21 protein-coding genes and 2 pseudogenes (1 of these 23 cut by a window edge) are annotated in these 24133 nt (G+C 61.2%); 11 read left to right on the forward strand and 12 right to left on the reverse strand.

Features of this window, described 5'->3' with window-relative positions:
- Nucleotides 1-117 precede the first annotated feature (117 nt).
- Nucleotides 118-1110, forward strand: coding sequence for a 2-keto-3-deoxygluconate permease (locus AC57B1_RS19245; RefSeq protein ID WP_408354826.1), 993 nt, complete (start codon nt 118-120; stop codon nt 1108-1110).
- 303 nt (nt 1111-1413) lie between these two features.
- Here the strand turns inward: AC57B1_RS19245 and AC57B1_RS19250 are convergent, their stop codons facing one another.
- Nucleotides 1414-1830, reverse strand: a complete 417-nt coding sequence (locus AC57B1_RS19250) for an AbiEi antitoxin N-terminal domain-containing protein (RefSeq protein WP_496418309.1) — start codon at nt 1828-1830, stop codon at nt 1414-1416.
- Between the two features lie 71 nt (nt 1831-1901).
- Between AC57B1_RS19250 and leuC the strand changes: the two genes are divergently transcribed.
- The 10 genes from leuC to AC57B1_RS19300 all read left to right on the forward strand — a co-directional run bounded on the left by leuC (nt 1902) and on the right by AC57B1_RS19300 (nt 11548).
- On the forward strand, nt 1902-3332 hold the full coding sequence (leuC, locus tag AC57B1_RS19255; RefSeq protein WP_496418310.1) for a 3-isopropylmalate dehydratase large subunit: 1431 nt from the start codon (nt 1902-1904) through the stop codon (nt 3330-3332).
- 2 nt (nt 3333-3334) lie between these two features.
- The gene (leuD, locus tag AC57B1_RS19260; RefSeq protein ID WP_408354817.1) at nt 3335-3931 is read left to right on the forward strand and encodes a 3-isopropylmalate dehydratase small subunit; all 597 of its coding nucleotides are present in this window, start codon (nt 3335-3337) and stop codon (nt 3929-3931) included.
- 39 nt (nt 3932-3970) lie between these two features.
- Nucleotides 3971-5044, forward strand: a complete 1074-nt coding sequence (gene leuB, locus AC57B1_RS19265) for a 3-isopropylmalate dehydrogenase (protein ID WP_496418311.1) — start codon at nt 3971-3973, stop codon at nt 5042-5044.
- Nucleotides 5045-5211: 167 nt separating this feature from the next.
- The gene (locus AC57B1_RS19270; RefSeq protein WP_091794166.1) at nt 5212-6237 is read left to right on the forward strand and encodes an ABC transporter substrate-binding protein; all 1026 of its coding nucleotides are present in this window, start codon (nt 5212-5214) and stop codon (nt 6235-6237) included.
- Entirely contained in the window at nt 6234-7088 is an 855-nt protein-coding gene (locus AC57B1_RS19275; RefSeq protein ID WP_408354810.1) for an ABC transporter ATP-binding protein, read from the forward strand. The genes AC57B1_RS19270 and AC57B1_RS19275 overlap by 4 nt, the downstream gene beginning before the upstream one ends.
- Nucleotides 7069-7875, forward strand: coding sequence for an ABC transporter permease (locus tag AC57B1_RS19280; protein WP_408187066.1), 807 nt, complete (start codon nt 7069-7071; stop codon nt 7873-7875). The genes AC57B1_RS19275 and AC57B1_RS19280 overlap by 20 nt, the downstream gene beginning before the upstream one ends.
- A 43-nt stretch (nt 7876-7918) precedes the next feature.
- Nucleotides 7919-8674 (forward strand): SDR family NAD(P)-dependent oxidoreductase, encoded by a 756-nt coding sequence (locus tag AC57B1_RS19285; RefSeq protein ID WP_496418312.1) that lies wholly within the window; start codon nt 7919-7921, stop codon nt 8672-8674.
- A 14-nt stretch (nt 8675-8688) separates the two neighbouring features.
- The gene (locus AC57B1_RS19290; RefSeq protein ID WP_496418313.1) at nt 8689-9531 is read left to right on the forward strand and encodes a fumarylacetoacetate hydrolase family protein; all 843 of its coding nucleotides are present in this window, start codon (nt 8689-8691) and stop codon (nt 9529-9531) included.
- Nucleotides 9532-9574: 43 nt separating this feature from the next.
- On the forward strand, nt 9575-10606 hold the full coding sequence (locus tag AC57B1_RS19295; protein ID WP_496418314.1) for an ABC transporter substrate-binding protein: 1032 nt from the start codon (nt 9575-9577) through the stop codon (nt 10604-10606).
- Between the two features lie 18 nt (nt 10607-10624).
- A complete protein-coding gene (locus AC57B1_RS19300; RefSeq protein ID WP_496418354.1) occupies nt 10625-11548 on the forward strand; it encodes an SMP-30/gluconolactonase/LRE family protein in 924 nt (307 codons plus the stop codon).
- Here AC57B1_RS19300 and AC57B1_RS19305 read toward each other — a convergent pair.
- The 11 genes and pseudogenes from AC57B1_RS19305 to AC57B1_RS19355 all read right to left on the reverse strand — a co-directional run.
- Nucleotides 11539-12435, reverse strand: coding sequence for a LysR family transcriptional regulator (locus tag AC57B1_RS19305; protein WP_091794150.1), 897 nt, complete (start codon nt 12433-12435; stop codon nt 11539-11541). The genes AC57B1_RS19300 and AC57B1_RS19305 overlap by 10 nt on opposite strands.
- A 266-nt stretch (nt 12436-12701) precedes the next feature.
- Nucleotides 12702-12962, reverse strand: a pseudogene (locus AC57B1_RS19310) (acetate--CoA ligase family protein); the annotation flags it as partial.
- A 213-nt stretch (nt 12963-13175) separates the two neighbouring features.
- Entirely contained in the window at nt 13176-13919 is a 744-nt protein-coding gene (locus AC57B1_RS19315) for an SDR family oxidoreductase (protein WP_408354801.1), read from the reverse strand.
- Nucleotides 13920-14149: 230 nt separating this feature from the next.
- Nucleotides 14150-15166, reverse strand: a complete 1017-nt coding sequence (locus tag AC57B1_RS19320) for an alpha/beta fold hydrolase (RefSeq protein WP_496418315.1) — start codon at nt 15164-15166, stop codon at nt 14150-14152.
- Between the two features lie 13 nt (nt 15167-15179).
- Complete coding sequence (locus AC57B1_RS19325) at nt 15180-16883, reverse strand: amino acid ABC transporter permease/ATP-binding protein (protein ID WP_496418316.1); 1704 nt, start codon at nt 16881-16883, stop codon at nt 15180-15182.
- Between the two features lie 59 nt (nt 16884-16942).
- A complete protein-coding gene (locus AC57B1_RS19330; protein WP_408354791.1) occupies nt 16943-17800 on the reverse strand; it encodes an ABC transporter substrate-binding protein in 858 nt (285 codons plus the stop codon).
- Nucleotides 17801-17871: 71 nt separating this feature from the next.
- A pseudogene (locus AC57B1_RS19335) lies at nt 17872-18240 on the reverse strand (polysaccharide deacetylase family protein); the annotation flags it as partial.
- A gap of 256 nt (nt 18241-18496) precedes the next feature.
- A complete protein-coding gene (locus AC57B1_RS19340) occupies nt 18497-21463 on the reverse strand; it encodes a Tn3 family transposase (protein ID WP_041015698.1) in 2967 nt (988 codons plus the stop codon).
- A 166-nt stretch (nt 21464-21629) separates the two neighbouring features.
- Nucleotides 21630-22916, reverse strand: a complete 1287-nt coding sequence (locus AC57B1_RS19345) for an arsenic transporter (protein WP_003799992.1) — start codon at nt 22914-22916, stop codon at nt 21630-21632.
- Nucleotides 22916-23401: a CBS domain-containing protein gene (locus AC57B1_RS19350; RefSeq protein WP_003799990.1), complete on the reverse strand. Its 486-nt coding sequence runs from the start codon at nt 23399-23401 to the stop codon at nt 22916-22918. The genes AC57B1_RS19345 and AC57B1_RS19350 overlap by 1 nt, the downstream gene beginning before the upstream one ends.
- A protein-coding gene (locus AC57B1_RS19355) for an FAD-dependent oxidoreductase (protein ID WP_496418317.1) crosses the window boundary here: on the reverse strand, nt 23398-24133 show its 3' portion. It continues 83 nt past the right edge of the window; the window shows 736 of its 819 coding nt (coding positions 84-819); its start codon lies beyond the right edge, outside the window; the stop codon is at nt 23398-23400. Before AC57B1_RS19355 ends, AC57B1_RS19350 begins: the two co-directional genes overlap by 4 nt.

Below are 24133 nucleotides of genomic sequence, written 5' to 3' on the forward strand. Positions count from 1 at the left end.
ACTGCGGCAGAGCCCTGGCAGCCTGCGCAGTCCGTGAAGTTGCCTTATTGAATATGGACAACGGTGGGGCGCCACGCTCACCCGAGCGGGCGCGTCCTCCGACGGAGACGAATCGAAATGAAGATCAAGGAAACCATCGAGAGATTTCCCGGTGGCATGATGGTGATTCCGCTGCTGTGGGGCAGCCTGCTTAACACGTTCTTCCCGCATGTACTGACCATCGGCAGTTTCTCAACCTCGCTCGCGCACGGAGCGCTGCCGATTCTCGCGGCGTTCTTCGTCTGCATGGGTGCCGAAATACAGTTGAAAACCGCGCCGCGCGCGCTGAAGAACGGCGCGGCGATCACGCTCGCCAAGCTCGCGAGCGGGGTGGCGATCGGCTTGCTGGTCAGTTATCTGTTCAAGGGGCGCCCGGTGTTCGGGCTGTCCAGCATGGCGATCATCGCGGCGATGACCAACGCGAACATGGGGCTCTACGCGGCGCTGACCAAACAGTTTGGTGACGAGGTCGATCGTGGCGCGCTCGCGGTACTGTCGATTCTTGAAGGCCCATTCGTGACCATGCTCGCGCTCGGCATGTCCGGTCTCGCCAGGATTCCCTTTGTCGACCTGATCGCGACAATCCTGCCGATTCTGATCGGCATGCTGCTCGGCAACCTCGATCGCAACATGCGCGCGTTTCTGAAATCAGGCAGTGATCTCCTGATTCCTTTCTTTGCTTTCGGCCTCGGCGCGCAGATCAACCTGCACTCGATCCTTGGCGCGGGCGCGTCGGGCATCCTGCTCGGGCTCGTAACGCTCATCATTGGCGGCGTGGTCAACATCGCGGCGTCCCGTCTCGCCGGTGGTTCAGGCGTGGCCGGTGTCGCCGTGTCGACGACCGCCGGCAACGCGGTCGCGACGCCAATCGCCATTGCAGCCGTCGATCCGCACCTCGCGTCGCTCGTCGCGGTCGCCACACCGCAGATTGCCGCGTCGACGATTGTCACGTCGCTGCTGGCGCCGTTGTTAACCGCACTATTTGCGAAGTATTGTGCGCGGCAAAGAAAGATCGTGGGCGACGAAGGATTTGCGCCTTCACGACTCGCTGAGCGGGCAGACGGGATGTAAGCGCCTGCGGGCTGCCGCTCTTCGACCTCCATTCGTAATCAACATAAGCAGTCCCAAGGTGGGTTGCTTTGACCGGCGTCCGCTTCACAGGGCGGATTCAACAGTGGCTAAGGGGCGATCGACGGCGAGCCGTTGTCGATTGCCCCGTTACCCGGCAATTTCCGCATTCGGCCTCGCGTTGCGTGTCATCGCTCGTGGCGGATTGCTCGCACAGCAATGGCACGCGTTTGACCGGATTGTCAGGCGATTGCGCGGGCAACGGAATGACGCGAGCGGTGCCGTGATTGGAAAACATCCGGGGCGCTAGCTTGGCGTCGTCGACGATCCGAAGACGCTCGACGCGATGCCGCTCAAGTTGACAGCGATTTCGCTGCGCCGGGAACTCATGTTTCCAGCGCGGGTGGGCGTGTCGCCCGCTAACAAATAGGCACCTTTGAACAGGCGTTGCAACGATCCGGCGTTGACCGGACGGGTGGTCTGCTCAGGGCTCACACCCCAATCGCGAAGCGTTTGCGGATCGAGCGGTTGCCCGCACGGCGCTTTTGCCACCAGCCGTTGACGCGTCTTGCCGGCCATTGCGTCCTTGATCCCGACAGGCCACGAAATTTTGTCGCGTCGTCGAGAACGTCGAAAGTGATGAATCTCGTCATCGCGATCGGCGATGGTGCCTTTCCAAAAGACCACGAACGAGCCGGCGTGCCTGATGCATGATGCTTCCACACCAGAATCAATTGCGAAACCGCATGGCCGTGTTGATCACGGTCGATAAATTGATGGAGTGAGACGAAGCAATGCAATTCGACCAAGCGATGGGTGGTCCGCGAACCCTTTACGACAAGATCTGGGAAGCTCACCGGGTCATGACCCGCGACGATGGGCAGGACCTGCTGTTCATAGACCGGCATTTCGTCCACGACGTCACGGCTCAATCGTTCGACATGTTGCGTGAGCGTGGACTCAAACCCCGCTCACCCGAGCGTATCTTCGGCACGGTTGATCACTACGTTTCCAGCACGGCGAACGATCTGGCGTCCGTGGCGGACCCCGAGCGGCGAGGCATGATCACGGCTTTGCAACGTGATTCAGCGGAGTCGCGCATCACGCTCTTCGACATGGATGACGCGCGGCGCGGAATCGTCCACGTCGTCGGACCCGAGCAGGGATTAAGTCTGCCTGGCATGACCGTCGTCTGCGCCGACAGCCACACATCGACCCACGGCGCGCTCGGCGCGCTGGCATTCGGCATCGGCGCAACCGAAGTGGCGCACGTGCTCGCCACACAATGCCTGTGGCAGCGCAAATCGAGCAATATGCGCGTCGTCCTCGACGGAAGGCCGGGGCAGGGCGTTACCGCCAAAGACCTGGTTCTTGCCGTGATCGCGCGGATTGGCGTGGCCGGCGCGGCAGGCCACGTGATTGAGTACACCGGCTCGGCTATCGCGGGTTTATCGATGGAAGGGCGGTTGACGCTGTGCAACATGACCATCGAGGCGGGCGGCCGTGCCGGAATGATCGCTCCCGACGACACCACGTTCGCTTATCTGTCCGGCCGTCCTTACGCCCCCAGAGGCGCACAGTGGGAGCGGGCGATGGCGCACTGGCGCGAGTTGTTCACCGACGCAGGCGCGGTGTTCGATCGCGAAGTGCATATCGACGTGGCTGATATTGCGCCCATGGTGACATGGGGAACCACGCCTGAATACGCATGCGCGATCGATCGCCGCGTGCCCGATCCTGCCGATGAGGCTGACCCCGATCTCCGGGCGTCAATGTTGCGGGCACTCGAATACATGGGACTGAACCCGCACGAGGCGCTCGAAGGCGTGGCGATCGATAGAGTTTTTATCGGCTCATGCACCAACGGGCGGATTGAGGACCTGCGCAGCGCGGCCGAGGTCGCGCGCGGTCGCCGCGTTGCACCCGGCGTCGAGGCATGGGTGGTGCCCGGATCGCACCAGGTACGCGCGCAGGCCGAAGCCGAAGGGCTGGACCACGTGTTTAGGGAAGCCGGTTTCGAGTGGCGCTTCCCCGGCTGTTCGATGTGCCTCGCGACCAACGGCGATATCGCTGCCCCTGGCCAGCGCTGTGCCTCGACCTCAAACCGTAATTTCGTGGGACGCCAGGGGCCGGGTGTGCGCACGCACCTGATGAGCCCGTCCATGGCAGCCGCCGCTGCGGTGACAGGTCGCCTGACGGACGTGCGCCGCCTCATGGGAGTCTGAAGATGGACAGCCTGAACTACCTTGACTCAGCCGCGGTGCCGATTGCAGCCATCAACTGCGATACCGACCAGATACTGCCGGCACGCTTCCTCCAGAAACCTCGTTCCGACGATTTCGGCCAGTTTCTGTTCCGTGCGCTGCGCTTCGACCACGACGGTGCGGAGCGACCGGACTTCGTGCTCAACCAGATGCCTTACCGGGAGTCTCGCATCGTCGTAGCGAACCACAATTTCGGATGCGGTTCGTCGCGGGAGCACGCCGTCTGGGCGCTGTATGACTACGGTATCCGTGCGGCGATCTCGCCACGCTTCGGCGACATCTTTTTCATCAACTGCCTGAAAAACGGGCTGTTACCGATCGTGCTGCCCGAGGCCGTGGTTTTGCCACTGCTGGACACCCTGGTGGCCAGTCCGGGTAGCCGCATTGCCATCGACGTGCCCGCACAGACGGCGACGTTGCCCGACGGCTCTGTCCATGTCTTCGAGTTGGAGCCCTTTGCGAAGCAGTGTCTGCTGCGCGGCATGGACGAGATCGACTACACACTGTCGCATCAGGACCGCATTGACGCGTTCGAGCGCAACCGTGCCCAAGCTTATTGAAGACGCACTCTCACGGATAACAACCAAGGAGAAGTTCAGATGAAGATTGCAGTCATGCCGGGTGACGGTATCGGCACAGAGGTGGTGGCGCAGGCTGTCAAGGTACTGCGGATCCTGGCTCCTCAGGCCGAGACTCAGGAGGCGCCCATCGGCGAGGCGGGCATTCAGGCCCATGGTGTGCCGCTTCCCGAACCCACGCTGGCGTTGGCGCGCAAGGCCGATGCGATCCTGTTCGGTTCGGTGGGGGTGGCCGACGAGGCCGATATCCCGCGTGAACGTCGTCCCGGTACGGGATTGCTGCAATTGCGCGAGGCGCTGACGCTATATGCCAACTTCCGGCCGGCCTACATGTTCCCGGAACTGATCGGCGCTTCCACCTTGCGGCCCGAGGTCGTCGATGGGCTGGATATCGTCATCGTGCGTGAATTGAATGGCGACGCTTATTTCGGCCAACCGCGCGGGTTCGAAACCAACCAGGCCGGAGAGCGCGTGGGTTTCAACACAATGCGCTATTCGGAATCAGAGGTCGAGCGGGTTGCGCGTGCTGCCTTCGAAAGCGCGCGACGCCGCAGCCGCAAGTTGTGCTCGGTGGACAAGGCGAATGTGCTGGAGGCGAGCCAGTTGTGGCGCGAAGTGGTCACGCGCGTCGGGCGCGATGAGTACCCGGATGTCGAACTGAGTCATCTCTTCGTGGATGCCGCCTCGATGATGCTCATGCGTCGACCCAAGCAGTTCGACGTAATCGTCACGGGCAACCTGTTTGGAGACATTCTATCGGATGCTGCGGCCATGTTGACCGGTTCAATCGGCATGCTGCCTTCAGCATCGCTGGGCTATAACCGGAAGGGTTTGTACGAACCTGTGCACGGCTCGGCGCCAGACATTGCAGGCAAGGATATCGCCAATCCGCTCGCCGCGATCCTGTCGCTTGCGATGATGCTGCGTGAGAGCTTCGGCATGGAGGATGCCGCAACCCGCGTCGAGCGGGCCGTGCGTGCAGTGCTAGCCGCCGGCTATCGAACTGCGGACATCCATCAGGAGGGCACGCAATCCGTGGGTACCCGAGACATGGGCGATGCGGTAGTCGAGGCACTGCGCAAGCAGGCAGCGTAAGCGCGCATTGCGCAGCAGGACAAAAGTCAGAAGCACGAGGGTCGGGAGCATGAGGAGCCGATGATCCTCGGCCGTTCTCAGCATCACAGGAATCGGGGTCGTGAAGATCCGGTCCGTCCTCGGCGGTAGGTCGCACCCAAATATCCCCGGAAAGGGAGGAGACAACCATGAAGCTGAAATTTGCCATCGCGCTTTGCGTCGCGTTCGAGCTTGGCTGCGGTTCTGTCGCGGCCGTGGCCAAGGACGTGCCTGAAAAACCCGAACTTCACATTGCGGCCGCCTCCGTCGGCATCACCTATTTGCCCATGCTCGTCGCGATGCAACGCGGCTACTTCAAGGACGAGGGGCTGGATGTGCACATCGCTGCCTTCTCCGGTGGGTCCAAGACATTGGAGGCGTTGTTGGGTGGGAGCTCCGACATGGTAGCGGGCGCCTATTCGAACACCATCACGATGGCTACCAAGGGGCAGCACCTCGTGGTGATCGCGGCGCAGGTCATTTGTCCCGGCTGGATCTTTGGCGTGTCCCAGAAGCGTCAGGCCGAAGTCAAGTCGACGAAGGATCTGAAGGGTATGCGTATCGGCGTGAGTGCGCCCGGCTCCAGCACTCACATGGCACTGAACTACATCCTGCACAAGGCGGGCCTTCAGCCCTCGGACGTCTCCATCATCGGTGTTGGCCAGGCTGCGGGAGCGGTAGCGGCAGTGAGGGCGGGTCAGATCGATGCGCTGATCGTCAATGATCCGAGCGCCACGATCCTGACCAAAGACGGCAGCCTCAAACCGTTGGAGAACATGCGTACCGCGGAGGGTAACGTCAAGGTGTTCGGCTCGGATTATCCCGAGTCGAGCCTGTTCGCGACTCAGGATTTCATCAATAAGAATCCGAAGACGGTACAGGCAGTCGCCAATGCGATCGTGCGCGCGGAGAAGTGGATCGCCAAAGCCACGCCTCAGCAAGTCGCGGACAATGTGCCGCCTGAGTACCTGGGCGAGAACAAGGCACTGTATGCGGATGCCTTCACGAACAGCCGCCGTTGCATCGCACAGAACGGAGAGATCACCGTAAAAGGCGCACAGACCGTGCGTGATGTGCTGTCGGCGTTCGACCCCACCGTGGCGTCGGCCAAAATCGATCTCGCCTCGACCTATGACAACCGGTTTGTCGTGAAAGCGGCGGAGATCCAGCCATGAGTACCGCGCCGTGCACTATCACTCTCGAGCATGGCCAGACTGCAATGCGTGAGGCTTTGCGCTTTGACAACGTGACCTGCACCTTCGCCGGCAATGGCAAGAACGCTCAGACCTACACCGCCGTTTCCGGCGGGAATCTGACGATCGGCGACGGCGAGTTCGTCTCGATCGTCGGCCCTACGGGCTGTGGCAAGTCCACGTTGCTGAACGTGGCGGCCGGGCTCACCCGGCCTTCGTCGGGCAGCTTGAGCGTGTTCGGCGAGAAACTGAGCCATGGCCTGAACACGCAAGCTGCCTACCTGTTCCAGGTCGATGCACTCATGCCCTGGAAGACGGCCGAAGAGAACATCGCGATGGGCCTCATCTTCCGTGGCACGCCTCGCGATGAGGCGCTTGAGGTGGCGCACGAGTGGATTGAGCGGGTGGGGCTGCAAGGCCATGGCAAAAAGTATCCGCACCAGATGTCGGGCGGCATGCGCAAGCGCGCCGGCCTGGCGCAGGCACTGGCGCTGAATCCTCGCATCATCCTGATGGACGAACCGTTCAGTGCGCTGGACATCCAGACCCGGCACCTGATGGAAAACGAGCTGCTGAGGCTGTGGTCGCGCGACCGTAAGTCCGTGATGTTCGTGACCCACGATCTGGAGGAGGCTATTTCCTTATCGGACCGCGTCATCGTGCTGTCGGCGGGCCCGGGTACGCGGCCTATCGCCGAGTTTGAAATCGACCTCGTGCGTCCACGCGAAATGTCAGAAATCCGTATGACGCAGCGGTTCCTGCAACTGCACACCCAGATCTGGGACGTGCTTCGAGGGGAGGTTCTGAAAAGCTATGCGCGCAATCGTGTTTGACCCAAACAATCGCGTTGTCGTTCTCGTCACGCGGCTCGCACTTCTGTTCGGCGTTCTGTTTCTGTGGTGGATCGGCACCAGTCAGAAATGGTTGTCGCCTTTCTTCTTCGGCGATCCGTTGGGCGTTGCGCGTCGCATCGTCGAATGGACCGTGACCGGCTCGGTGTTTCGCCACCTGTACACGACTTTGCTCGAAACCATGCTGGCGTTCGCCATCGGTACGGTGTCTGGTCTCGCGTGCGGACTATGGCTCGCGCTCAATCCGTTCCTCGCGGTCGTGTTCGATCCATTCATAAAGGCCATGAATTCCATGCCACGCCTGATCTTTGCGCCGATCTTCGCGCTCTGGTTTGGCCTCGGCATCTGGTCGAAGGTGGCGCTGGGCGTGACGCTCGTCTTCTTCGTGGTGTTCTTCAACGTCTTCCAGGGCGTGCGCGAGGTCAGCCCTGCGGTGTTGTCCAACACCCGCATGCTGGGCGCCAATGCACGTCAGCTGATGCGGCACGTCTATTTGCCTTCGGCGACGAGCTGGGTGTTCTCAAGCCTGCACAACGCGATTGGTATCGCGTTTGTCGGAAGCGTGGTCGGTGAGTATCTGGGCTCGGAGAAGGGCGTAGGGTATCTGATTCTGCTGGCTGAGGGCGTGTTCGACATCAACTCGGTGATCGCGGGCATTCTGGTGCTGACCTTGTTTGCACTGGTGCTCGATACAGCGGTATCCGTCGTCGAGGACTATCTGCTGCGCTGGCGCCCTGTCGCCGGGCAGACCGTTGCCGTGAGCGCATGAGCTTGCCAGCCGCGCTCGACAATCCAACATCAAGGAATCTATCTTGCAGACCAACGCAATCAACCTGAAGGATCGCATCGCTGTTGTGACCGGCGGCGCACAAGGCATCGGCCTGGAGGTCGGCCGCCGGCTGCTGGCCTCTGGCGCGCGCCTCGTGATCTGGGATATCAATGCCGCGGGCCTGGAGCGGGCCCGTACAGAACTGGGACACACCGATGTTCACGTCGAGCGTGTTGATATCGCCGACTATGCGAGCGTCGAAGCTGCCGTCTCGGGTACGCTGAACGTGGCGGGACGCATCGATATCCTGATCAATAACGCGGCGATCGTTGGCCCCAATGCGACCTTGGCCGAGTATCCCGTCGACGTCTGGAAGCAGGTGATCGACATCGACGTCAATGGCACCTTCCACTGTTGCCGCGCCGTGGTACCCGTGATGATCCGACAGAACTACGGCCGCATCGTGAATCTGGCTTCTGTCGCTGGCAAGGAAGGCAACCCCAACGCCGCGGCGTACAGCTCGGCGAAGGCTGCCGTGATTGCCATGACCAAGTCGCTCGGAAAGGAACTGGCGAGCCACGACATCGCGGTCAACTGCGTGACGCCGGCAGTGGCGCGTACGCCAGGCGCGATGGAGCAGTCGCCCGAGCATATCCGCTACATGCTGGGCAAGATTCCGCGTGGCCGTTTTCTCGAACTAGACGAAGCAGCCGCGATGATTGCCTGGCTTGTCAGTGAAGAGAATTCATTTACCACGGCCTCGGTTTTTGATCTGTCGGGCGGCCGCGCGACCTATTGAAGGGAACACAGAAAATGAAGCTATTGCGCTACGGTCCGCCCGGCGAGGAGAAGCCGGGACTGCTCGACGCCGATGGAAACTTGCGAGACTTGTCGGGCCATGTGGCCGACATCTCCGGCGACACGCTGCTGCCCGAGAGTCTCGCCCGCCTGAAAGCACTCGACGTCACTTCGCTGCCGCGCGTGGAAGGCAATCCGCGCCTGGGTCCATGCGTGGGCGGTACGCGAAAATTCATCTGCATCGGGCTGAACTACTCCGACCATGCCGCCGAAACGGGCGCTGCGATACCGCCGGAGCCCATTGTTTTTATGAAGGCTGTCAGCGCGATCGTGGGCCCGGGCGATGCCATCGAGATCCCGCGCAACTCTCTCAAGACGGATTGGGAGGTGGAACTGGGTGTCGTGATCGGCAAGCCCGCGAAGTACGTGAGCGAGAGCAATGCGATGGATCACGTGGCCGGCTACTGCGTGATCAATGACGTGTCCGAGCGCGCGTTTCAGGCGGAGCGCCAGGGGCAGTGGACCAAGGGTAAGTCGGCCGACACTTTCGGTCCAACAGGCCCGTGGCTGCTGACTTCAGACGAAGTGCGCGATCCGCAAGCACTGCCCATGTGGCTGGAGGTGAATGGCCACCGCTACCAGAACGGTAATACGGCCACCATGATTTACGGCGTGCTTTACCTCGTAGCCTACCTGTCGCAGTTCATGTCGCTGCAACCGGGCGATATCATATCCACCGGCACGCCGCCGGGCGTTGGGTTGGGGCAGAAGCCGCCCGTGTATCTGAAACCCGGTGACGTGGTGACGCTTGGCATCGAGGGCCTGGGGCAGCAACGCCAGAACGTCGTACAGGGCTAAAGAGTCGCCGTCGAACCGATCTGGACAACAAGGAGACAACATCGTGCTAACGATCAGGCGCCTGCTGTTGCCGATATTAGCTGCCTGCCTCGCGCTGACGAGCCACTCGGGCGCGAGCGCTGCCCCGGCGCCAGTGCCGGAGAAACCAACACTTCACCTGGCCGCCGCCGGCGTTGGCTTTCCCTACTTACCCTTCGTCATTGCGCAAAGCCGGGGCTATTTCAAGCAGGCGGGGCTGGACGTCGACATTGGTGTATTTAGCGGCGGCGCGAAGGCGCTGCAGGCAATGTTGGGCGGCAGCGCCGACATGGTCGCGGGTGCTTATTCCAACACGATCACGATGGCGGTCAAAGGGCAGAAGTTGGTCTCGTTCGTGACCCTGGCTTCTTGCCCTGGCTGGGTGTTCGGCGTGACGCGTGCCAGCCGTGACAAGGTCAAGACCTATGCGGATCTTAAGGGGATGCGCATCGGCGTGAGCTCGCCCGGTTCGAGTTTCCACATGGGCGTCAATTATCTGCTTAACAGGGCCGGCCTCAAAACGGGGGATGTCTCGATCATCGGCGTGGGTTCGTCTGCCGGTGCGATTGCAGCGGCACGCAGCGGGCAGATCGATGCATTGATGAGCAACGACCCGGTCGCGACCGTACTGCAGGGCAGCGGCGATCTTTTCCCTCTGGCCGTGATGCGCGACCCCGCCGCAACCCGTGCGACGCTGGGCGGCGACTACCCGGAAGCCTCTGTCTACACCACGAGGGAATTCGCGGCCAGGTATCCCAATACGGTGCAGGCCGTGACGAACGCTGTCCTCGAGGCCGAGCGCTGGATGGCGCACGCCACGCCTGAGCAGGTGGTCGAAGCAGTACCCGCCCAATATGCTCTCGCCGACAAGAATGTCTTCGCTCGAGCCTACGGCAACATGCAGAACTGCATTTCGCGCGATGGACTGATGACGGACGCCGCGGCGCACACCGTACGCGATGTGCTTGCCGCATTCGATCCCGACATCGGCAAGGCTTCGATTGACCTGAAAGCTACGTATGACAATCATTTCGTCGAAAATGCCAGCAAGCGGTGACTTGCACGGAGGTCAATGATGGAGAACGGCATCCATATCGTGGCTGAAGGGCTCAAGTTTCCCGAAGGACCCGTGGCGATGGCCGATGGCTCAATCGTGCTGGTCGAAATCGAGCGCGAGACCATCAGCCGCGTGACGCCCGACGGCACGGTCAGCGTATTGAAGGAGGTGGGTGGCGGGCCCAACGGGTTGGCCTTGGGCCCGGATGGAGCCTTCTACATCTGCAATAACGGTGGTTTCCTGTTCCGTACCATTGCCGGTCTGAATCGCACCAAACCAGGCGTACATCCGCGTTATACCAGCGGGCGCATCGAGCGTTTCGACCCACACACGGGGGATCTGAAGACTGTGTACGACCGCTGTGGTCAACACCCGCTATGCGGTCCCAACGACATCGTGTTTGACCACAACGGCGGCTTTTACTTCACCGACTTCGGCAAGAACCGGCTGCGCGAGCGCGATCATGCCGGCCTCTATTACGGGCGAGCCGACGGATCAATGATCGTCGAAGTGGCCTACCCGCTCACGACGGCGAACGGAGTTGGCCTGTCGCCTGACGATCGTGTCGTGTACGTGGCGGAAACCGAAACCGCGCGCTTATGGGCATTCGATCTCGAGGCGCCCGGCAGGGCCCGCAAGCATCCTTATCCGTCTCCGCACGGCGGACGCCTGATTTGCGGGCTACCGGGCTACCAACGCTTTGACAGCCTGGCCGTGGACGCAGAAGGAAATATCTGCGTGGCAACGCTGGTCACGGGTTGCATCACGGTGGTGGCGCCCTCCGGTGAGGTACTGCGGCAAGTGACGGTGCCCGATGGCATGGTGACCAACATCTGCTTTGGTGGCGCCGACATGAAGACCGCTTACGTCACGCTGTCGGGCACGGGGCGCCTGGGGACCTTGAACTGGCCGCAAGCGGGGTTGAGACTGGCTCATTCCTGATGGCTACGTGCAAGCAAGTGCTTGAGGAACAGTTGGACCGGTGCGGGGAGCGTTTCGGCCTCGCGCACGCAGATCTTCCAGTGTCGTTCGGCCCAGACCTCGTCGAGCTGCACGGCGACGAGGGGCCCCGAGCTCACATAGCGGCGGGCATGATGTTCAGGCACCAGCCCTATGCCAAGCCGCGCTTCGACCATGCTGCGCACGGGTTCAAAACCATTTACCCGGATCGACAGCTTGAGCGGGTGGTCCAGGTCTGCTGCCGCGCGCAAGACGAGCGAATTCAGATAGCTACCAGCTTGTGGTCCCACCAGTGGGTACTGGGCCATCTCGCGAAATTTCACCTTGTCTGCATGGCTGAGTGGATGATCGGGCGGCATGATCACCACCAGCCGGTCACTGTGATAGGGAAATACCTGCAGGCCGGCGGTCACCGTCGTGCCGCCGAACACGCCAATGTCGGCTGTGTTCTCCGCGACTGCGCGGACCACGGCCGGGCTTAAACTTTCCTGCAGGTCGATGCGCAGTCCCGGGTGCAGTGCCAGGAAGTCGCGAATGTCGTTGGCAATGTACTGGACGATGGTCGAGAGGCTCGCATGTAGCCGGATCTGTCCACGCACGCCCTCGGCATGGTCGAGCAGTTCACTTTCCATTTGTTTGACATCGCGCAGCAGCACGCGGGCGTGCTGCAAGAGGGCGGTAGCCGCGATCGTCAACTCGAGCCCTTTGTTGCTCCGCACAAAGAGGGGGGTCTTGAGGGTGTCCTCAAGTTGAGACATACGCTTGCTGAGCGCAGAAGGCGCGATGTTTTCGGCTTCTGCCGCGCGGGCAATACTGCCGTGCTCGCAGACGGCAACGAATAGTTTCAGCGACTGGAAATCAAAACGCATTGAGTCTCCCGAGGCGCGGTCTTCTCGTCGCGCCGCACTTTCTCGTGGCGGAAAGAAAGTATGCACGGGGGCGGTCGCGAGTGCAAAAAAAACTCCTGTCCGCGGGAGAGCGTTCTGCGCCGATCATAGATGTCGTGCTAGCGCTTCAGCTGGGGACGACGGTATTGCCACGAGGTGAGGGCCATCCCCGACGCCAGGTCGAGGCGGCCGGCTTGAACCCGGGGCCGCTTACCTCGGCGAGCCAGTCGAAGGCGACCCGAAGACCCTCACGCTTCGTGAGCCTCCGATGCGAGTACAGCAACGCCGTCAGCGGCGCGCACCCCTTGGCCCGCTGGCAGCACGAAGAGCGGATTGATTTCTGCTTCGACAATGCGTCCGTCAAGCTGCACCGCCATTCGCGCAAACGCGACGATGGCGGTCACAAGGGCATCAATATCAGCGCGCGGCCGTCCACGATACCCGTCGAGCAAAGGCCAGGTTTTCAGTTCGTGAATCATCCCGAGTGCGTCATCGCGCGACAGCGGTGCGCGACCGGCCGCGTCTGCGGAATTATTGGACCACACCGGCGCTGTATGCCATCGGAGGAATGGGTCTCGTGTGCGCTCTGATTGGCCTGTTCGCTTTGCCTGAGTCTTTGCGTCACAGAGATCAGTTCTATGGCTGAGAAGACATGTAAGGGGGCAAGGCCGGATCTATCTTCTCGCCGATGGCAACTCGCGAAGAACGCGAGTTGCCGTCCATCAAACCAGAATGTGACCACCGTCGACAACGATGACTTGCCCCGTACTAAACCCCTGCTGCATCAGGTAAAGATACGTCTGCGCAACGTCACTTGCTTCCCCGATGCGCCGTACAGGCATCTTCGCGGCAATATGCTCGTAGAGACCCGCTCGATCCGCTTCGCTCATGTTGTCCCACAGCGCAGTACGCAGAACGCCGGGTGCCACGGCATTGACGCGCAGTGGCGCAAGCTCGACGGCCAATGTCCGTGTCAGCGATTCGATTGCGCCCAGGATACTGGACGGGATCGCCCAGCCAGGCAGCGGCCGCGACGAGGCCACTCCGCTCGTGAGGGTGATGGAGCCACCGGCGCGAATAAGGGGAGCCGCATATTTAACGGACTTGAGCGCGCCCCAATAGCGCACTTCGAAAGCGCGCTGCGCGTCGTCGATGCGAAGCTCAGCCAGGGGTTGCAGAAGCAATGATTCCCCGGCGGTGTAGACGAAGTGGTCGAGCGTACCGACGCGCGCAAAAAACGCGCGCACTTGCTCCTCGTCGGTAAAATCAAGCGACTCGCCGCGCACGCCATGAGGTAGTCGTTCCAACGCCGCCGCGACGCGCTCAGGCCTGCTCGAGGCGATGATGACTTCGGCGCCGGCGCGCGCAGCAGCGTCGGCTACGGCAAAGCCAATTCCTGACGTGCCGCCGGCCACGACGACGCGGCTCTGTTTGAGAGAAATGCTGGTGGGGGTGCTGTTTTCCATATCTGACAGTGTGGTGAACGAGTGGTCCGGGTGACGACGCGCAGCGCAACGCAGCACGTGCTGTCGATCGAACGATCGAAGCGCTATCGCGGTCGCAAATGAGTGTAGGCAATCCGCGGCAATCGCGTTGAAGGCGCCTTCCGGAGCTTACGTCTGGAAAGATTACGGTGGGTGAACCGCCGCAGCGCGACATCTCGCTGCAAGCATTGTGTAGGACAAGTGCCGGGCCACTACATAGCCAGAATTTCCCTCACCGCACTATCGATGAACTTGACATCGACCGCATTGGCCGCGGGCCCACCCGCGAAATGCCCCCATACCGACTCAATGGGCCGCAACTCAGCGTTGCGCATCTTCGAAACTTCATACTCACTATCTTCCGGCGGGAAGTACAGATCCGTGCGCCCGGGCATCACAATAGCCTTGGCAGTGATGCTGCCCAACGCGCGATCGAAGTCTCCCTGGTAAAGAGAATTGGCGGAAATATCGCCGTGCTGCCAACTCCACATCATCGACAGAATATTGTTCGCGTCCTTCTTCAGGAAATCACCCTCCCAGAACTGGGTGATAAAGTCCTCAAGCGAGCCATATCCCATTGCTTCCATGTCGAGCCGTTGACGCAAAAACGCCTGCGAAAATCCCCATCCGGCGAACACACGCGCCGCAGCCCGCATTCCGCGTGTCGGCGGTGAATCGTAGAAACCGTCCTTGAATTCCGGGTCCAGCAGCAATGGCGCCTTGAGGCCTTCTATAAACACGAAATTGTGCCGCGAGCAGCGCGCGGCCCCGCAGAACGGCAGAATGCGCTCGACCATTTCCGGATACGTCGCGGCCCAATGGAACGCCTGCATCGCGCCCATCGACCAGCCGGTGACGAGCTTGAGCGACTCGATGCCGAACTTCTCGGTCACAAGGCGGTGCTGCATCGCGACGTTGTCGTAGAGCGTGACATGCGGAAAACGGCCGCGATCATAAGGCGGCGGGTTGTTGCTCGGTGAGCTCGATACGCCGTTGCCGAACATGTTCGGCACAATGATGAAGTACTCCCGCGGGTCGAGACCCATGTGCTCCCCAATCAGCCACTCGTTGTCGACATGGCTGCCGCTATAAAACGTCGGGTAGACAATCGCATTGTCCCGCGCCGCATTCAGTTGGCCATATGTCTTGTAGCTGAGCCGCATGTCAGGCATCGTCGCGCCGGACTGCAACGCGACGCGGCCAAGGCTGAAAGTTTCGAAGTCCGTCATGTGAGCCTCATATTTAATTGGCGAAGACGTTAAGGAATTTTCGGGTACGCTCGTGAGTTGGGTTGTCGATCACCTCCTGCGGCGTCCCTTGCTCGATGACCTCGCCGCCATCCATGAAAACGACGCGATCGGCGACATCGCGGGCAAAGCGGATTTCGTGCGTGACCACGACCATCGTCATCCCGGCATCAGCGAGCCCGCGCATCACGCCAAGCACTTCTCCGACGAGTTCTGGATCGAGTGCCGAAGTCGGTTCGTCGAACAGCATTAACTTCGGTTTGATCGCAAGCGCACGCGCAATCGCTACCCGCTGCTGCTGACCACCTGATAACCGATGCGGCAGAAAATCCGCATGCGCGGCGAGGCCCACGCTCTTCAACAGTTCGCGGCCGAGCGCTTCTGCTTCGGCGCGAGGTACGTCATAGACCTGCTGCTGTGCTTCGACGATGTTCTCCAGCGCACTCAAATGGCTGAACAGGTTGAAATGCTGGAACACCATGCCCACGCGTGCTTCGGCGCGCGCACGTGCGAGGTTGTGCAGGGGCCGCACAGTGCCGCCGCCACCCGGCACTTCCCGATAACCCACATACTCTGAATCGACCTTGATCGTCCCCCAGTCAAGCGGTTCGAGATGGTTGATGAGCTTGAGCAGCGTGCTTTTACCGGAACCGCTCGGACCGAGGATCACGACCACTTCGCCATGGGAAATCGACAAGTCGACGCCGCGCAAAATCTCGCGCTTGCCATACGATTTCCAGACGTTCCTGCACGTCACAAACGGTTCATCGCGATGGCGCGGCGTGCGGCTTTCGGAGGGAAGCAGCGTGCCGATCCATGCATGATCGTTGGCCTCCGGCTGCTGGGTGGGGACCGGCAAAACAGTCGGTGCGTCGAGCGGTTTCGCATCAGGCGTCGAAGCGCGCAGTCCGAACCACGAGAACGTGAGTTTCCGATCGCGCTCGTGATCGAAGATGCGTTCGAGCCATACCTGAAGCAAGGAAATTCCGCTCGTCAGAAACAGATAGATCACCGCTGCCGCACCGAACACGGTAAAGAACTTGAAGTTCTGTCCGACGACCTGTTGCGAGCGGAACGTAAGTTCGTTGACGAAGATCACCGACGCAATCGATGTTAGCTTCAACATGCCGATGGTGTCGTTGGCGAGACCCGGGATCACCGCTCGCATCGATTGCGGCAGGATAATGCGGCGTAACGTGAGCAACGGTCCCATGCCGAGCGCGGCGGCCGCGGTGGATTGTGAGCGGTTCACGGACAGAATCCCGGCACGAAACAGTTCAGCGCTGAACGCCGCCTCGTTCAATGCAAAGCCGATCACCGCAGTGGTGACTTCATCGAAGCGCAATCCGATCAGCGGCAACGCGTCGAAAATGAACACGAGTTGCAGCAGTTGCGGTGTGCCGCGCACGAACCAGATATAACCCCACGCCGCCGAGTTCAAGGTCTTGAACCGTGACAGCCGCATCAGCGCAAGGCCGAGCCCGAGCACAAGCCCGATTGACATCGCGATCAGCGTGATCTTCACCGCGATCCATGCGCCGCCGAGCAGGAACGGCGAGCCGACATAACCGACCAGTTCCTTGAAACCGTCGAGCACCTGAACGCCATCGAGACCGGCGGCCATTGCCGGCTGCAGGTGGAATATGGCGACCATACCGAGCGCGCCGACGACGTTGTGTTTGATACGCAATGCCTTCATTTCAGAACCTGATCCATGACGCTACCGGCACACGGCAAGGTGTGCCGTGCAGGCAGTCTTTATTGAGTAAGCAGTGTGGCGGGCATTTCCAGCGACGGATCTACGCCGTATTGCTGAAAGGTTTTCTTCTGCGTCTGATTGGCCTGCATGATCTTGAGTCCATCGGACACGGCGGCGATCATGTCGGCGTTGCCTTTCTTCACGCCCACGCCGATCTTCATGCCGCTCGTCACCATGAAGCCGCGGGTGTAGAGCTGGGGATTCTGCTTCGCGAGACCGTCGACCAGCGCCAGGTCGTACATCATGACGTCTGCGCGATGGCTGGCGACGAGGCGCGCGCCCGACGCGATATCGGCGGACGTCATGATGGTCACATCGGATTTACCTTCGGCTTTGCATTTGGCGGCTTGCGCTTGCGCCATTGTCAGCTCGACCGTGCCGATGCCCGCCGTGACCGTGAGGCCGCAGAGCTTTGAGATGTCATCGACCTTTTTGGGGTTGCCGGCCGCTACCAGACCGCCGGTGCCGGCCTGCATATACGTGACGAAAGTCGTTTCCTTCGCGCGTTCCGGTGTGTAGTACAGCAAGTCCCACATCACATCGATCTGTCCCGCACGCAGCGCCGGCAGCAGCCCGGGCCAGCCGGCAGTGAAGAACTCCGTTTTCACGCCGGCGCAGTCGAATACGGCGCGAGCCATATCGGCATCGGCGCCGATGATCTTGTTGAAATCCTTGCTGTCACGAAACGCATACGGCGGCGACTCGGGGTCCACGCCGATCTTGATGGTCTTGCCCGCAAGCGACGGATATTTCTGGGCGACCTTGGACGGTTCGCACGATTGCGCCGATGCGCCTTGTGCGAGGAGCAGGCCGGTGAGGGCGCATAACAGCAGCTTGATGGCCTTTGACATGAACATGGCGAATCCTATTGAGGTTGAAAACGGAATACGAGCGATAGAGGCGGTACAACGAAGTTAGAATGAAGTGATTAATGGCCTAGAAAATCCATGTGGCTTGCAATAGAACCCGGGGTGGTGATGCAGATCCGGCCTTCGTCGCGCGCGCGGGCAATATGTTCGAGTGCGCGCCGCAGGTGACACAATCGATGCGGCTGTCCCATCAGGTACGCATGCAATGCAATGCCCATCACCAGCGGTTCTCGGGCGGACTGCCGCAGCATTTCCTCAAAGTGGTCAATCATCAGATCGGCGAACGACTTCGCGTCCATCTGGCGCGCAAGGATCATTGGGATATCGTTGACTTCCTCCTGATACGGAATCGCCCACAACGGCTGACCGTTGCGCGTAAGCAGACGGGTGGGCTGATCGTCGTGACACCAGTTGAGCGTGTACTGGTAGGGGTCGTCTCAGAAAACGGAAAATAAAGCACGTTAAGCTGGTTGCAGCGGCCGTAGCGACCTGAACTTGCCCGCGCCGATCTTGGCGTTGCTGCGCCAGAGGTAATCGCCAGTCAGGTTGATGTGCTCCCAACCCAGCGGCGACAGATACTGCAATAGANTCCCCCCTGCCGAAAATGAGCCTCCATCCGGAGGCTTTTTTACGCGTATCCGGACCTGATAAGGGGTCGTCTCAGAAAACGGAAAATAAAGCACGTTAAGCTGGTTGCAGCGGCCGTAGCGACCTGAACTTGCCCGCGCCGATCTTGGCGTTGCTGCGCCAGAGGTAATCGCCAGTCAGGTTGATGTGCTCCCAACCCAGCGGCGACAGATACTGCAATAGAGAATCATCAACGGGCTTGCCGTGGCCACGCAGGGCATTCGCGGCCCGTTCCAGATAAACCGTGTTCCACAGCACGATGGCTGCCGTCACCAGGTTGAGGCCGCTGGCCCGGTAGCGTTGCTGCTCGAAACTGCGGTCGCGGATTTCGCCCAGGCGGTTGAAGAACACGGCACGGGCCAGCGCGTTGCGGGCCTCGCCCTTGTTCAGTCCGGCATGCACACGGCGGCGCAGCTCGACGCTTTGCAACCAGTCTAGGATGAACAGCGTGCGCTCGATGCGGCCCAACTCGCGCAGGGCGACGGCCAGACCATTCTGGCGCGGATAGCTGCCGAGCTTGCGCAGCATCAGCGAGGCCGTCACCGTGCCTTGTTTGATCGACGTGGCCAGCCGCAGGATTTCATCCCAATGGGCGCGGACGTGCTTGATGTTGAGCGTGCCGCCGATCATCGGCTTCAGCGCGTCATAGGCGGTTTCACCCTTGGGAATGTAGAGCTTGGTATCGCCCAGGTCACGGATGCGCGGCGCGAAGCGGAAGCCCAGCAGGTGCATCAGCGCGAAGACGTGATCGGTGAAGCCCGCCGTGTCGGTGTAGTGCTCCTCGATGCGCAGGTCGGATTCGTGGTACAGCAGGCCGTCGAGCACGTAGGTCGAGTCGCGCACGCCGACATTCACCACCTTGGTGTGGAACGGCGCGTACTGGTCGGAGATGTGGGTGTAGAACGTCCGTCCCGGGCTGCTCCCGTATTTCGGGTTGATGTGGCCGGTGCTCTCGGCCTTGCTGCCAGTGCGGAAGTTCTGGCCGTCCGACGATGACGTGGTGCCGTCGCCCCAGTGCTCGGCGAAGGGATGCCGGAACTGTGCGTTGACCAGATCGGCCAGCGCCGCCCCGTAGGTTTCATCGCGGACGTGCCAGGCTTGCAACCAGGCCAGCTTGGCGTAGGTCGTGCCGGGGCAGGACTCCGCCATCTTGGTCAGGCCCAGATTGATCGCGTCGGCGAGGATCGTGGTCATCAGCAGGTTCTTGTCCTTGGCCAAGTCGCCGGATTTCAGGTGCGCGAAGTGCCGGGTGAAACCCGTCCATTCGTCCACCTCCAGCAGTAATTCGGTGATCTTGACGTGCGGCAGGATCATTGCGGTCTGGTCGATCAGGGCCTGTGCGGTGTCGGGCACTGCCGCGTCGAGCGGCGTGATCTTCAGGCCCGACTCCGTGATGATGGCGTCCGGCAGCTCGTTGGCCAGCGCCATTCGGTTGACGGTGGCAAGCTGTGTTTCCAGCAGCGTCAGCCGGTCGTGCAGGTACTGGTCGCAGTCGGTGGCCACGGCCAGCGGCAATTCGCTGGCCTGCTTGAGGCGGGCGAATTTCGCGGGCGGCACCAGGTAGTCCTCGAAGTCCTTGAACTGGCGCGACCCCTGCACCCAGATGTCGCCGGAGCGCAGCGCGTTCTTCATCTCCGATAGCACGCACAGTTCGTAGTAGCGGCGGTCGATGCCCGCGTCGGTCATGACCAGCTTCTGCCAGCGCGGTTTGATGAAGCCGGTCGGCGCATCGGCGGGCACCTTGCGGGCGTTGTCGATGTTCATGTCGCGCAGAACCTCGATGGCATCAAGCACGTCCTTGGCGGCGGGAGCAGCCCGCAGCTTGAGCACGGCAAGGAATTCCGGCGCGTAACGGCGCAAGGTGGCGTAGCTCTCGCCGATGCGATGCAGGAAATCGAAGTCATCGGGCTGCGCGAGCTTCTGCGCCTCGGTGACGCTCTCGGCGAAGGCATCCCAGGACATGACGGCCTCGATGGCGGCGAACGGGTCGCGGCCCGATTGCTTGGCGTCGATTAGCGCCTGACCGATGCGCCCGTACAGGCGCACCTTGGCGTTGATCGCCTTGCCGGATGCCTGGAACTGCTGCTGATGCTTGTTCTTGGCAGCGTTGAACAGCTTGCCCAGAATGCGGTCATGTAGATCGATAATTTCATCGGTAATGGTGGCCATGCCCTCGATGGCCAGCGCCATGAGGGTGGCGTAGCGCCGCTGCGGCTCGAACTTGGACAGATCGGCGGGCGTCATCTGGCCACCCTCACGGGCGATCTTGAGTAGGCGGTTCTGGTGCACCAGCCGCTCGATGCCAGCGGGCAGGTCGAGGGCCTGCCAGGCTTTGAGGCGTTCGATGTGTTCGAGCATGTGGCGGGAGTTCGGTTTGGCGGGCGACTGGCGCAGCCAGGCTAGCCAAGTTGTCTTGCCGTTATCGCGGCGTTTTAGCAGATCGTCGAGACGATGACGGTGCCCGTTCGACAACGGTTCGGCTAGGGCATCGTAGATGCGCCGGTTGGCGCGGGTGATGGCCTCGGCACTGGCGCGCTCGATGGCGTTGAGAGCGGGCAGGATGATCGACTGCCGCCGCAGATGCTCAATCAAGGCGCTGGCCAGCACAATGCCCTTGTCGGTCTGCATGGCCAACTCGGTCAGCAACTGAACAGCCTGCCGGTAGTGGCTCATGGTGAACGGCTGGAAGCCGAACTCCATTTGCAGCTCGACCAGGTGCTCGCGCCGGGTCTGCTCCCGCTGCCCATATTCACCCCAGCTTTCGATGCCAATCTTGAGCTGGTCAGCGACCAGTTTCAGCAAGGGCGGAAACGGCGGTTCATCGGCGCCAAGGATGACGCCGGGAAAGCGCAGATAGCAGAGCTGCACGGCGAAGCCAAGGCGGTTGGCCGGGCCGCGCCTCTGCCGGATGCTGGACAGATCGGTGTCGCTGAACGTGTAGTGACGGATCAGCTCTTCCTTGGCGTCCGGCAATGCAAGCAGGTTGTCACGCTCGGCGGCGGACAGGATCGAACGGCGTGGCATGGATGCTCTTTTTCTTTCTGTGGCCGAGTAAATCCAGTTCCACTAAAAAAAGGCGCGGATATAGAGCGGTATCCCGATGACCGCACTCAAGAGAATAGCCATACGCCAAGCCGCTCACCCTTCTTTACTCCAATACTGCATGTCCGCAAACAGCGCTCCGCTCGCATCAAGTGAGACTCAGGCGAAGAGCTAGCGCAGCTAGTGTCACTGCCAGTACAGGAACAGTTAGTACAACACCCACCTTGAAGTAATAACCCCAAGTGATCGTCATGCCCTTGCGCGCCAGCACATGCAACCAGAGCAGCGTCGCCAGCGATCCGATGGGGGTGATCTTCGGCCCGAGGTCACTGCCGATCACATTGGCGTAGATCATCGCGTCCTTGACCACACCGGTTGCACTCGTGGCATCAATGGAGAGTGCACCCACCAGCACCGTAGGCATGTTGTTCATGACCGACGATAGCAGCGCGGTGAGAATGCCCGTCCCGAAAGCTGCGCCCCATACGCCTCCTTGTGCGAAGTAATCGAGCAGTCCGGCGATATGTTCGGTGAGACCCTCGTTGCGCAGGCCGTAGACCACCAGGTACATGCCAAGTGAAAAAATCACAATCTGCCAAGGCGCTTCTTTGAGCACCTTGCGGGTGGAGATCACATGGCCGCGCGCCGCCACACCCAGTAGAATCAGCGCTCCGGCTGACGCTACAGCGCTGATCGGCACGCCGACATGTTCCAGCCCGAAAAAGCCAACCAGCAGCAGCGCCAATACCCACCAACCGGCCTTGAAGGTGGCGCTGTCAAGAATCGCCTCACGCGGGTTTTTTAGTTGCATAACATCGTAGTCTTTCGGGATGTCGCGGCGAAAGAACCACATCAACATCGCCAGGGTGGCAGCGACGGCGACGATGTTGACCGGCACCATGATGGCGGCATACTCGGTGAAGCCGATCTTGAAGAAATCGGCTGAGACGATGTTGACCAGGTTGGAGACGACCAGTGGCAGGCTGGCGGTATCGGCAATAAAGCCAGCCGCCATCACGAAGGCCAGCGTCGCCGCTGGACTGAACCTGAGCGCCAGCAGCATCGCCATTACGATCGGTGTCAGGATCAGCGCCGCGCCGTCGTTGGCGAACAGTGCCGCCACGGCCGCGCCCAGCAGCACGAAAAAGGCGAACAGCCTGCGTCCGTTACCGTTACCCCAGCGTGCCACATGTAGCGCCGCCCACTCAAAAAAACCGGCTTCATCAAGCAGCAGGCTGATGATGATGACGGCGATGAAGGTGATGGTGGCATTCCAGACGATACCCCAAACCGTTGGAATATCACCCAGATGCACCACGCCGGCTAGCAGTGCCAGTGCGGCGCCCAGCAGGGCACTCCAGCCCACACCCAAACCTTTCGGCTGCCAGATGACCAGTACGATGGTGGCGATAAAAATTAAAAAAGCGGTCAACATTAGCTCAGTCCTTGCTCATGGGGTTGAAGATATCCGCGGTTGCTGGCCAGTCGCTTGATCAAATCGAAGCGCGAGATGATGCCGATCAGCCGCTCGTTTTCGATGACGGGCAGAGACTTGATGTTGTGATCCGCGAGCAGACGCGCGGCCACGGTGACATGGTCTTCGGGCGCCACGGTAAGGACTTCCCGCGTCATGACCTGCGCGGCCGTGCGGCCCTCGGTCTTGTCCGTCTCGGGTGTGCGCCGGCGAAACACAGAGCGGTAGAAGTTCTCCTTCCAGACCGATTCGCGCGGCTCCAACCGCTCGTCGGCGGCGCGATGGACCAAATCACCCTCGGTCACGATGCCGAGCAGACGTCCCTCAGTATCGGTGACCGGAACGCCGTTGATGCGGTGTTCAATCAAGATGCGGGCGATTTCCGCCACAGCCGTCTCGGGCGCGATTTGTATCGGGTTTGGGGTCATCAGGTCGCGAACTTTCATGGTGTGCTCCTTCCTAAAATTTGTGGGTCGATGGGCGGTGAACAACTTGCCACTTCGTTTTTCATCACGCTCGTCCAGGCCTGCGCGCCCATCTGCACCGCGTCCCACGGGCTGCCGAAGGGCGGTGTGTAGCTGAGATCGAGATCGTTCAAGTCTTCGACGCCCATGCCGTGGAACAGTGCCGTTGCGAACACGTCGATGCGTTTCGACACCTCCGAGCGCCAGGGGCCGAGGATCTGCGCGCCCAGGAGCCGGCCAGTCCGGCGATCACCGGTCACCCGGACGCGGAGCTTCTGCGCTCCAGGGTAGTAGGCCTTGTGATCCCAGGTTTCAGTCTCGATGGTGACGGGATCAAAGTCGGCCGTGCGCGCCTCGGCTTCGCGCAAGCCCGTCCGTGCGATTGCCAACTCGAACACTTTCACGGTTTGGGTGCCGACCGAGCCCGCGAACAGACGCTCCCCGCCTACCGCGTTCTCGCCGGCCACACGGCCCTGTTTGTGCGCGGTCGTCCCGAGTGGCAGGTACGCTGGCCGCTGGAGTATCCGATGCCAGGTCTCGGCGCAGTCGCCGGCGGCCCAAATGCCGGGTAGCGTGGTTTCCATGCGCTGCGTGACGCGGATGGCGCCAGAGGGCCCCAGCGCAATCCCCGCAGCGGCGGCTAGGGTGGTGTCGGGTCGCGCGCCGGTGGCGACCAGCACCAGATCGGCAGAGGCGGTAAACCCGCCCGAACCC

Source organism: Paraburkholderia sp. BGA-UO-ETr-F21, assembly GCF_059567925.1.

What these genes read in the sequence shown, in the direction of transcription:
- AC57B1_RS19245 (WP_408354826.1), top strand. Translation starts at nt 118, where the DNA reads ATGAAGATCAAGGAAACCATCGAGAGATTTCCCGGTGGCATGATGGTG.
- leuC (WP_496418310.1), top strand. Translation starts at nt 1,902, where the DNA reads ATGCAATTCGACCAAGCGATGGGTGGTCCGCGAACCCTTTACGACAAG.
- leuD (WP_408354817.1), top strand. Translation starts at nt 3,335, where the DNA reads ATGGACAGCCTGAACTACCTTGACTCAGCCGCGGTGCCGATTGCAGCC.
- leuB (WP_496418311.1), top strand. Translation starts at nt 3,971, where the DNA reads ATGAAGATTGCAGTCATGCCGGGTGACGGTATCGGCACAGAGGTGGTG.
- AC57B1_RS19270 (WP_091794166.1), top strand. Translation starts at nt 5,212, where the DNA reads ATGAAGCTGAAATTTGCCATCGCGCTTTGCGTCGCGTTCGAGCTTGGC.
- AC57B1_RS19275 (WP_408354810.1), top strand. Translation starts at nt 6,234, where the DNA reads ATGAGTACCGCGCCGTGCACTATCACTCTCGAGCATGGCCAGACTGCA.
- AC57B1_RS19280 (WP_408187066.1), top strand. Translation starts at nt 7,069, where the DNA reads ATGCGCGCAATCGTGTTTGACCCAAACAATCGCGTTGTCGTTCTCGTC.
- AC57B1_RS19290 (WP_496418313.1), top strand. Translation starts at nt 8,689, where the DNA reads ATGAAGCTATTGCGCTACGGTCCGCCCGGCGAGGAGAAGCCGGGACTG.
- AC57B1_RS19300 (WP_496418354.1), top strand. Translation starts at nt 10,625, where the DNA reads ATGGAGAACGGCATCCATATCGTGGCTGAAGGGCTCAAGTTTCCCGAA.
- AC57B1_RS19305 (WP_091794150.1), bottom strand. Translation starts at nt 12,435, where the DNA reads ATGCGTTTTGATTTCCAGTCGCTGAAACTATTCGTTGCCGTCTGCGAG.
- AC57B1_RS19315 (WP_408354801.1), bottom strand. Translation starts at nt 13,919, where the DNA reads ATGGAAAACAGCACCCCCACCAGCATTTCTCTCAAACAGAGCCGCGTC.
- AC57B1_RS19320 (WP_496418315.1), bottom strand. Translation starts at nt 15,166, where the DNA reads ATGACGGACTTCGAAACTTTCAGCCTTGGCCGCGTCGCGTTGCAGTCC.
- AC57B1_RS19325 (WP_496418316.1), bottom strand. Translation starts at nt 16,883, where the DNA reads ATGAAGGCATTGCGTATCAAACACAACGTCGTCGGCGCGCTCGGTATG.
- AC57B1_RS19330 (WP_408354791.1), bottom strand. Translation starts at nt 17,800, where the DNA reads ATGTTCATGTCAAAGGCCATCAAGCTGCTGTTATGCGCCCTCACCGGC.
- AC57B1_RS19340 (WP_041015698.1), bottom strand. Translation starts at nt 21,463, where the DNA reads ATGCCACGCCGTTCGATCCTGTCCGCCGCCGAGCGTGACAACCTGCTT.
- AC57B1_RS19345 (WP_003799992.1), bottom strand. Translation starts at nt 22,916, where the DNA reads ATGTTGACCGCTTTTTTAATTTTTATCGCCACCATCGTACTGGTCATC.
- AC57B1_RS19350 (WP_003799990.1), bottom strand. Translation starts at nt 23,401, where the DNA reads ATGAAAGTTCGCGACCTGATGACCCCAAACCCGATACAAATCGCGCCC.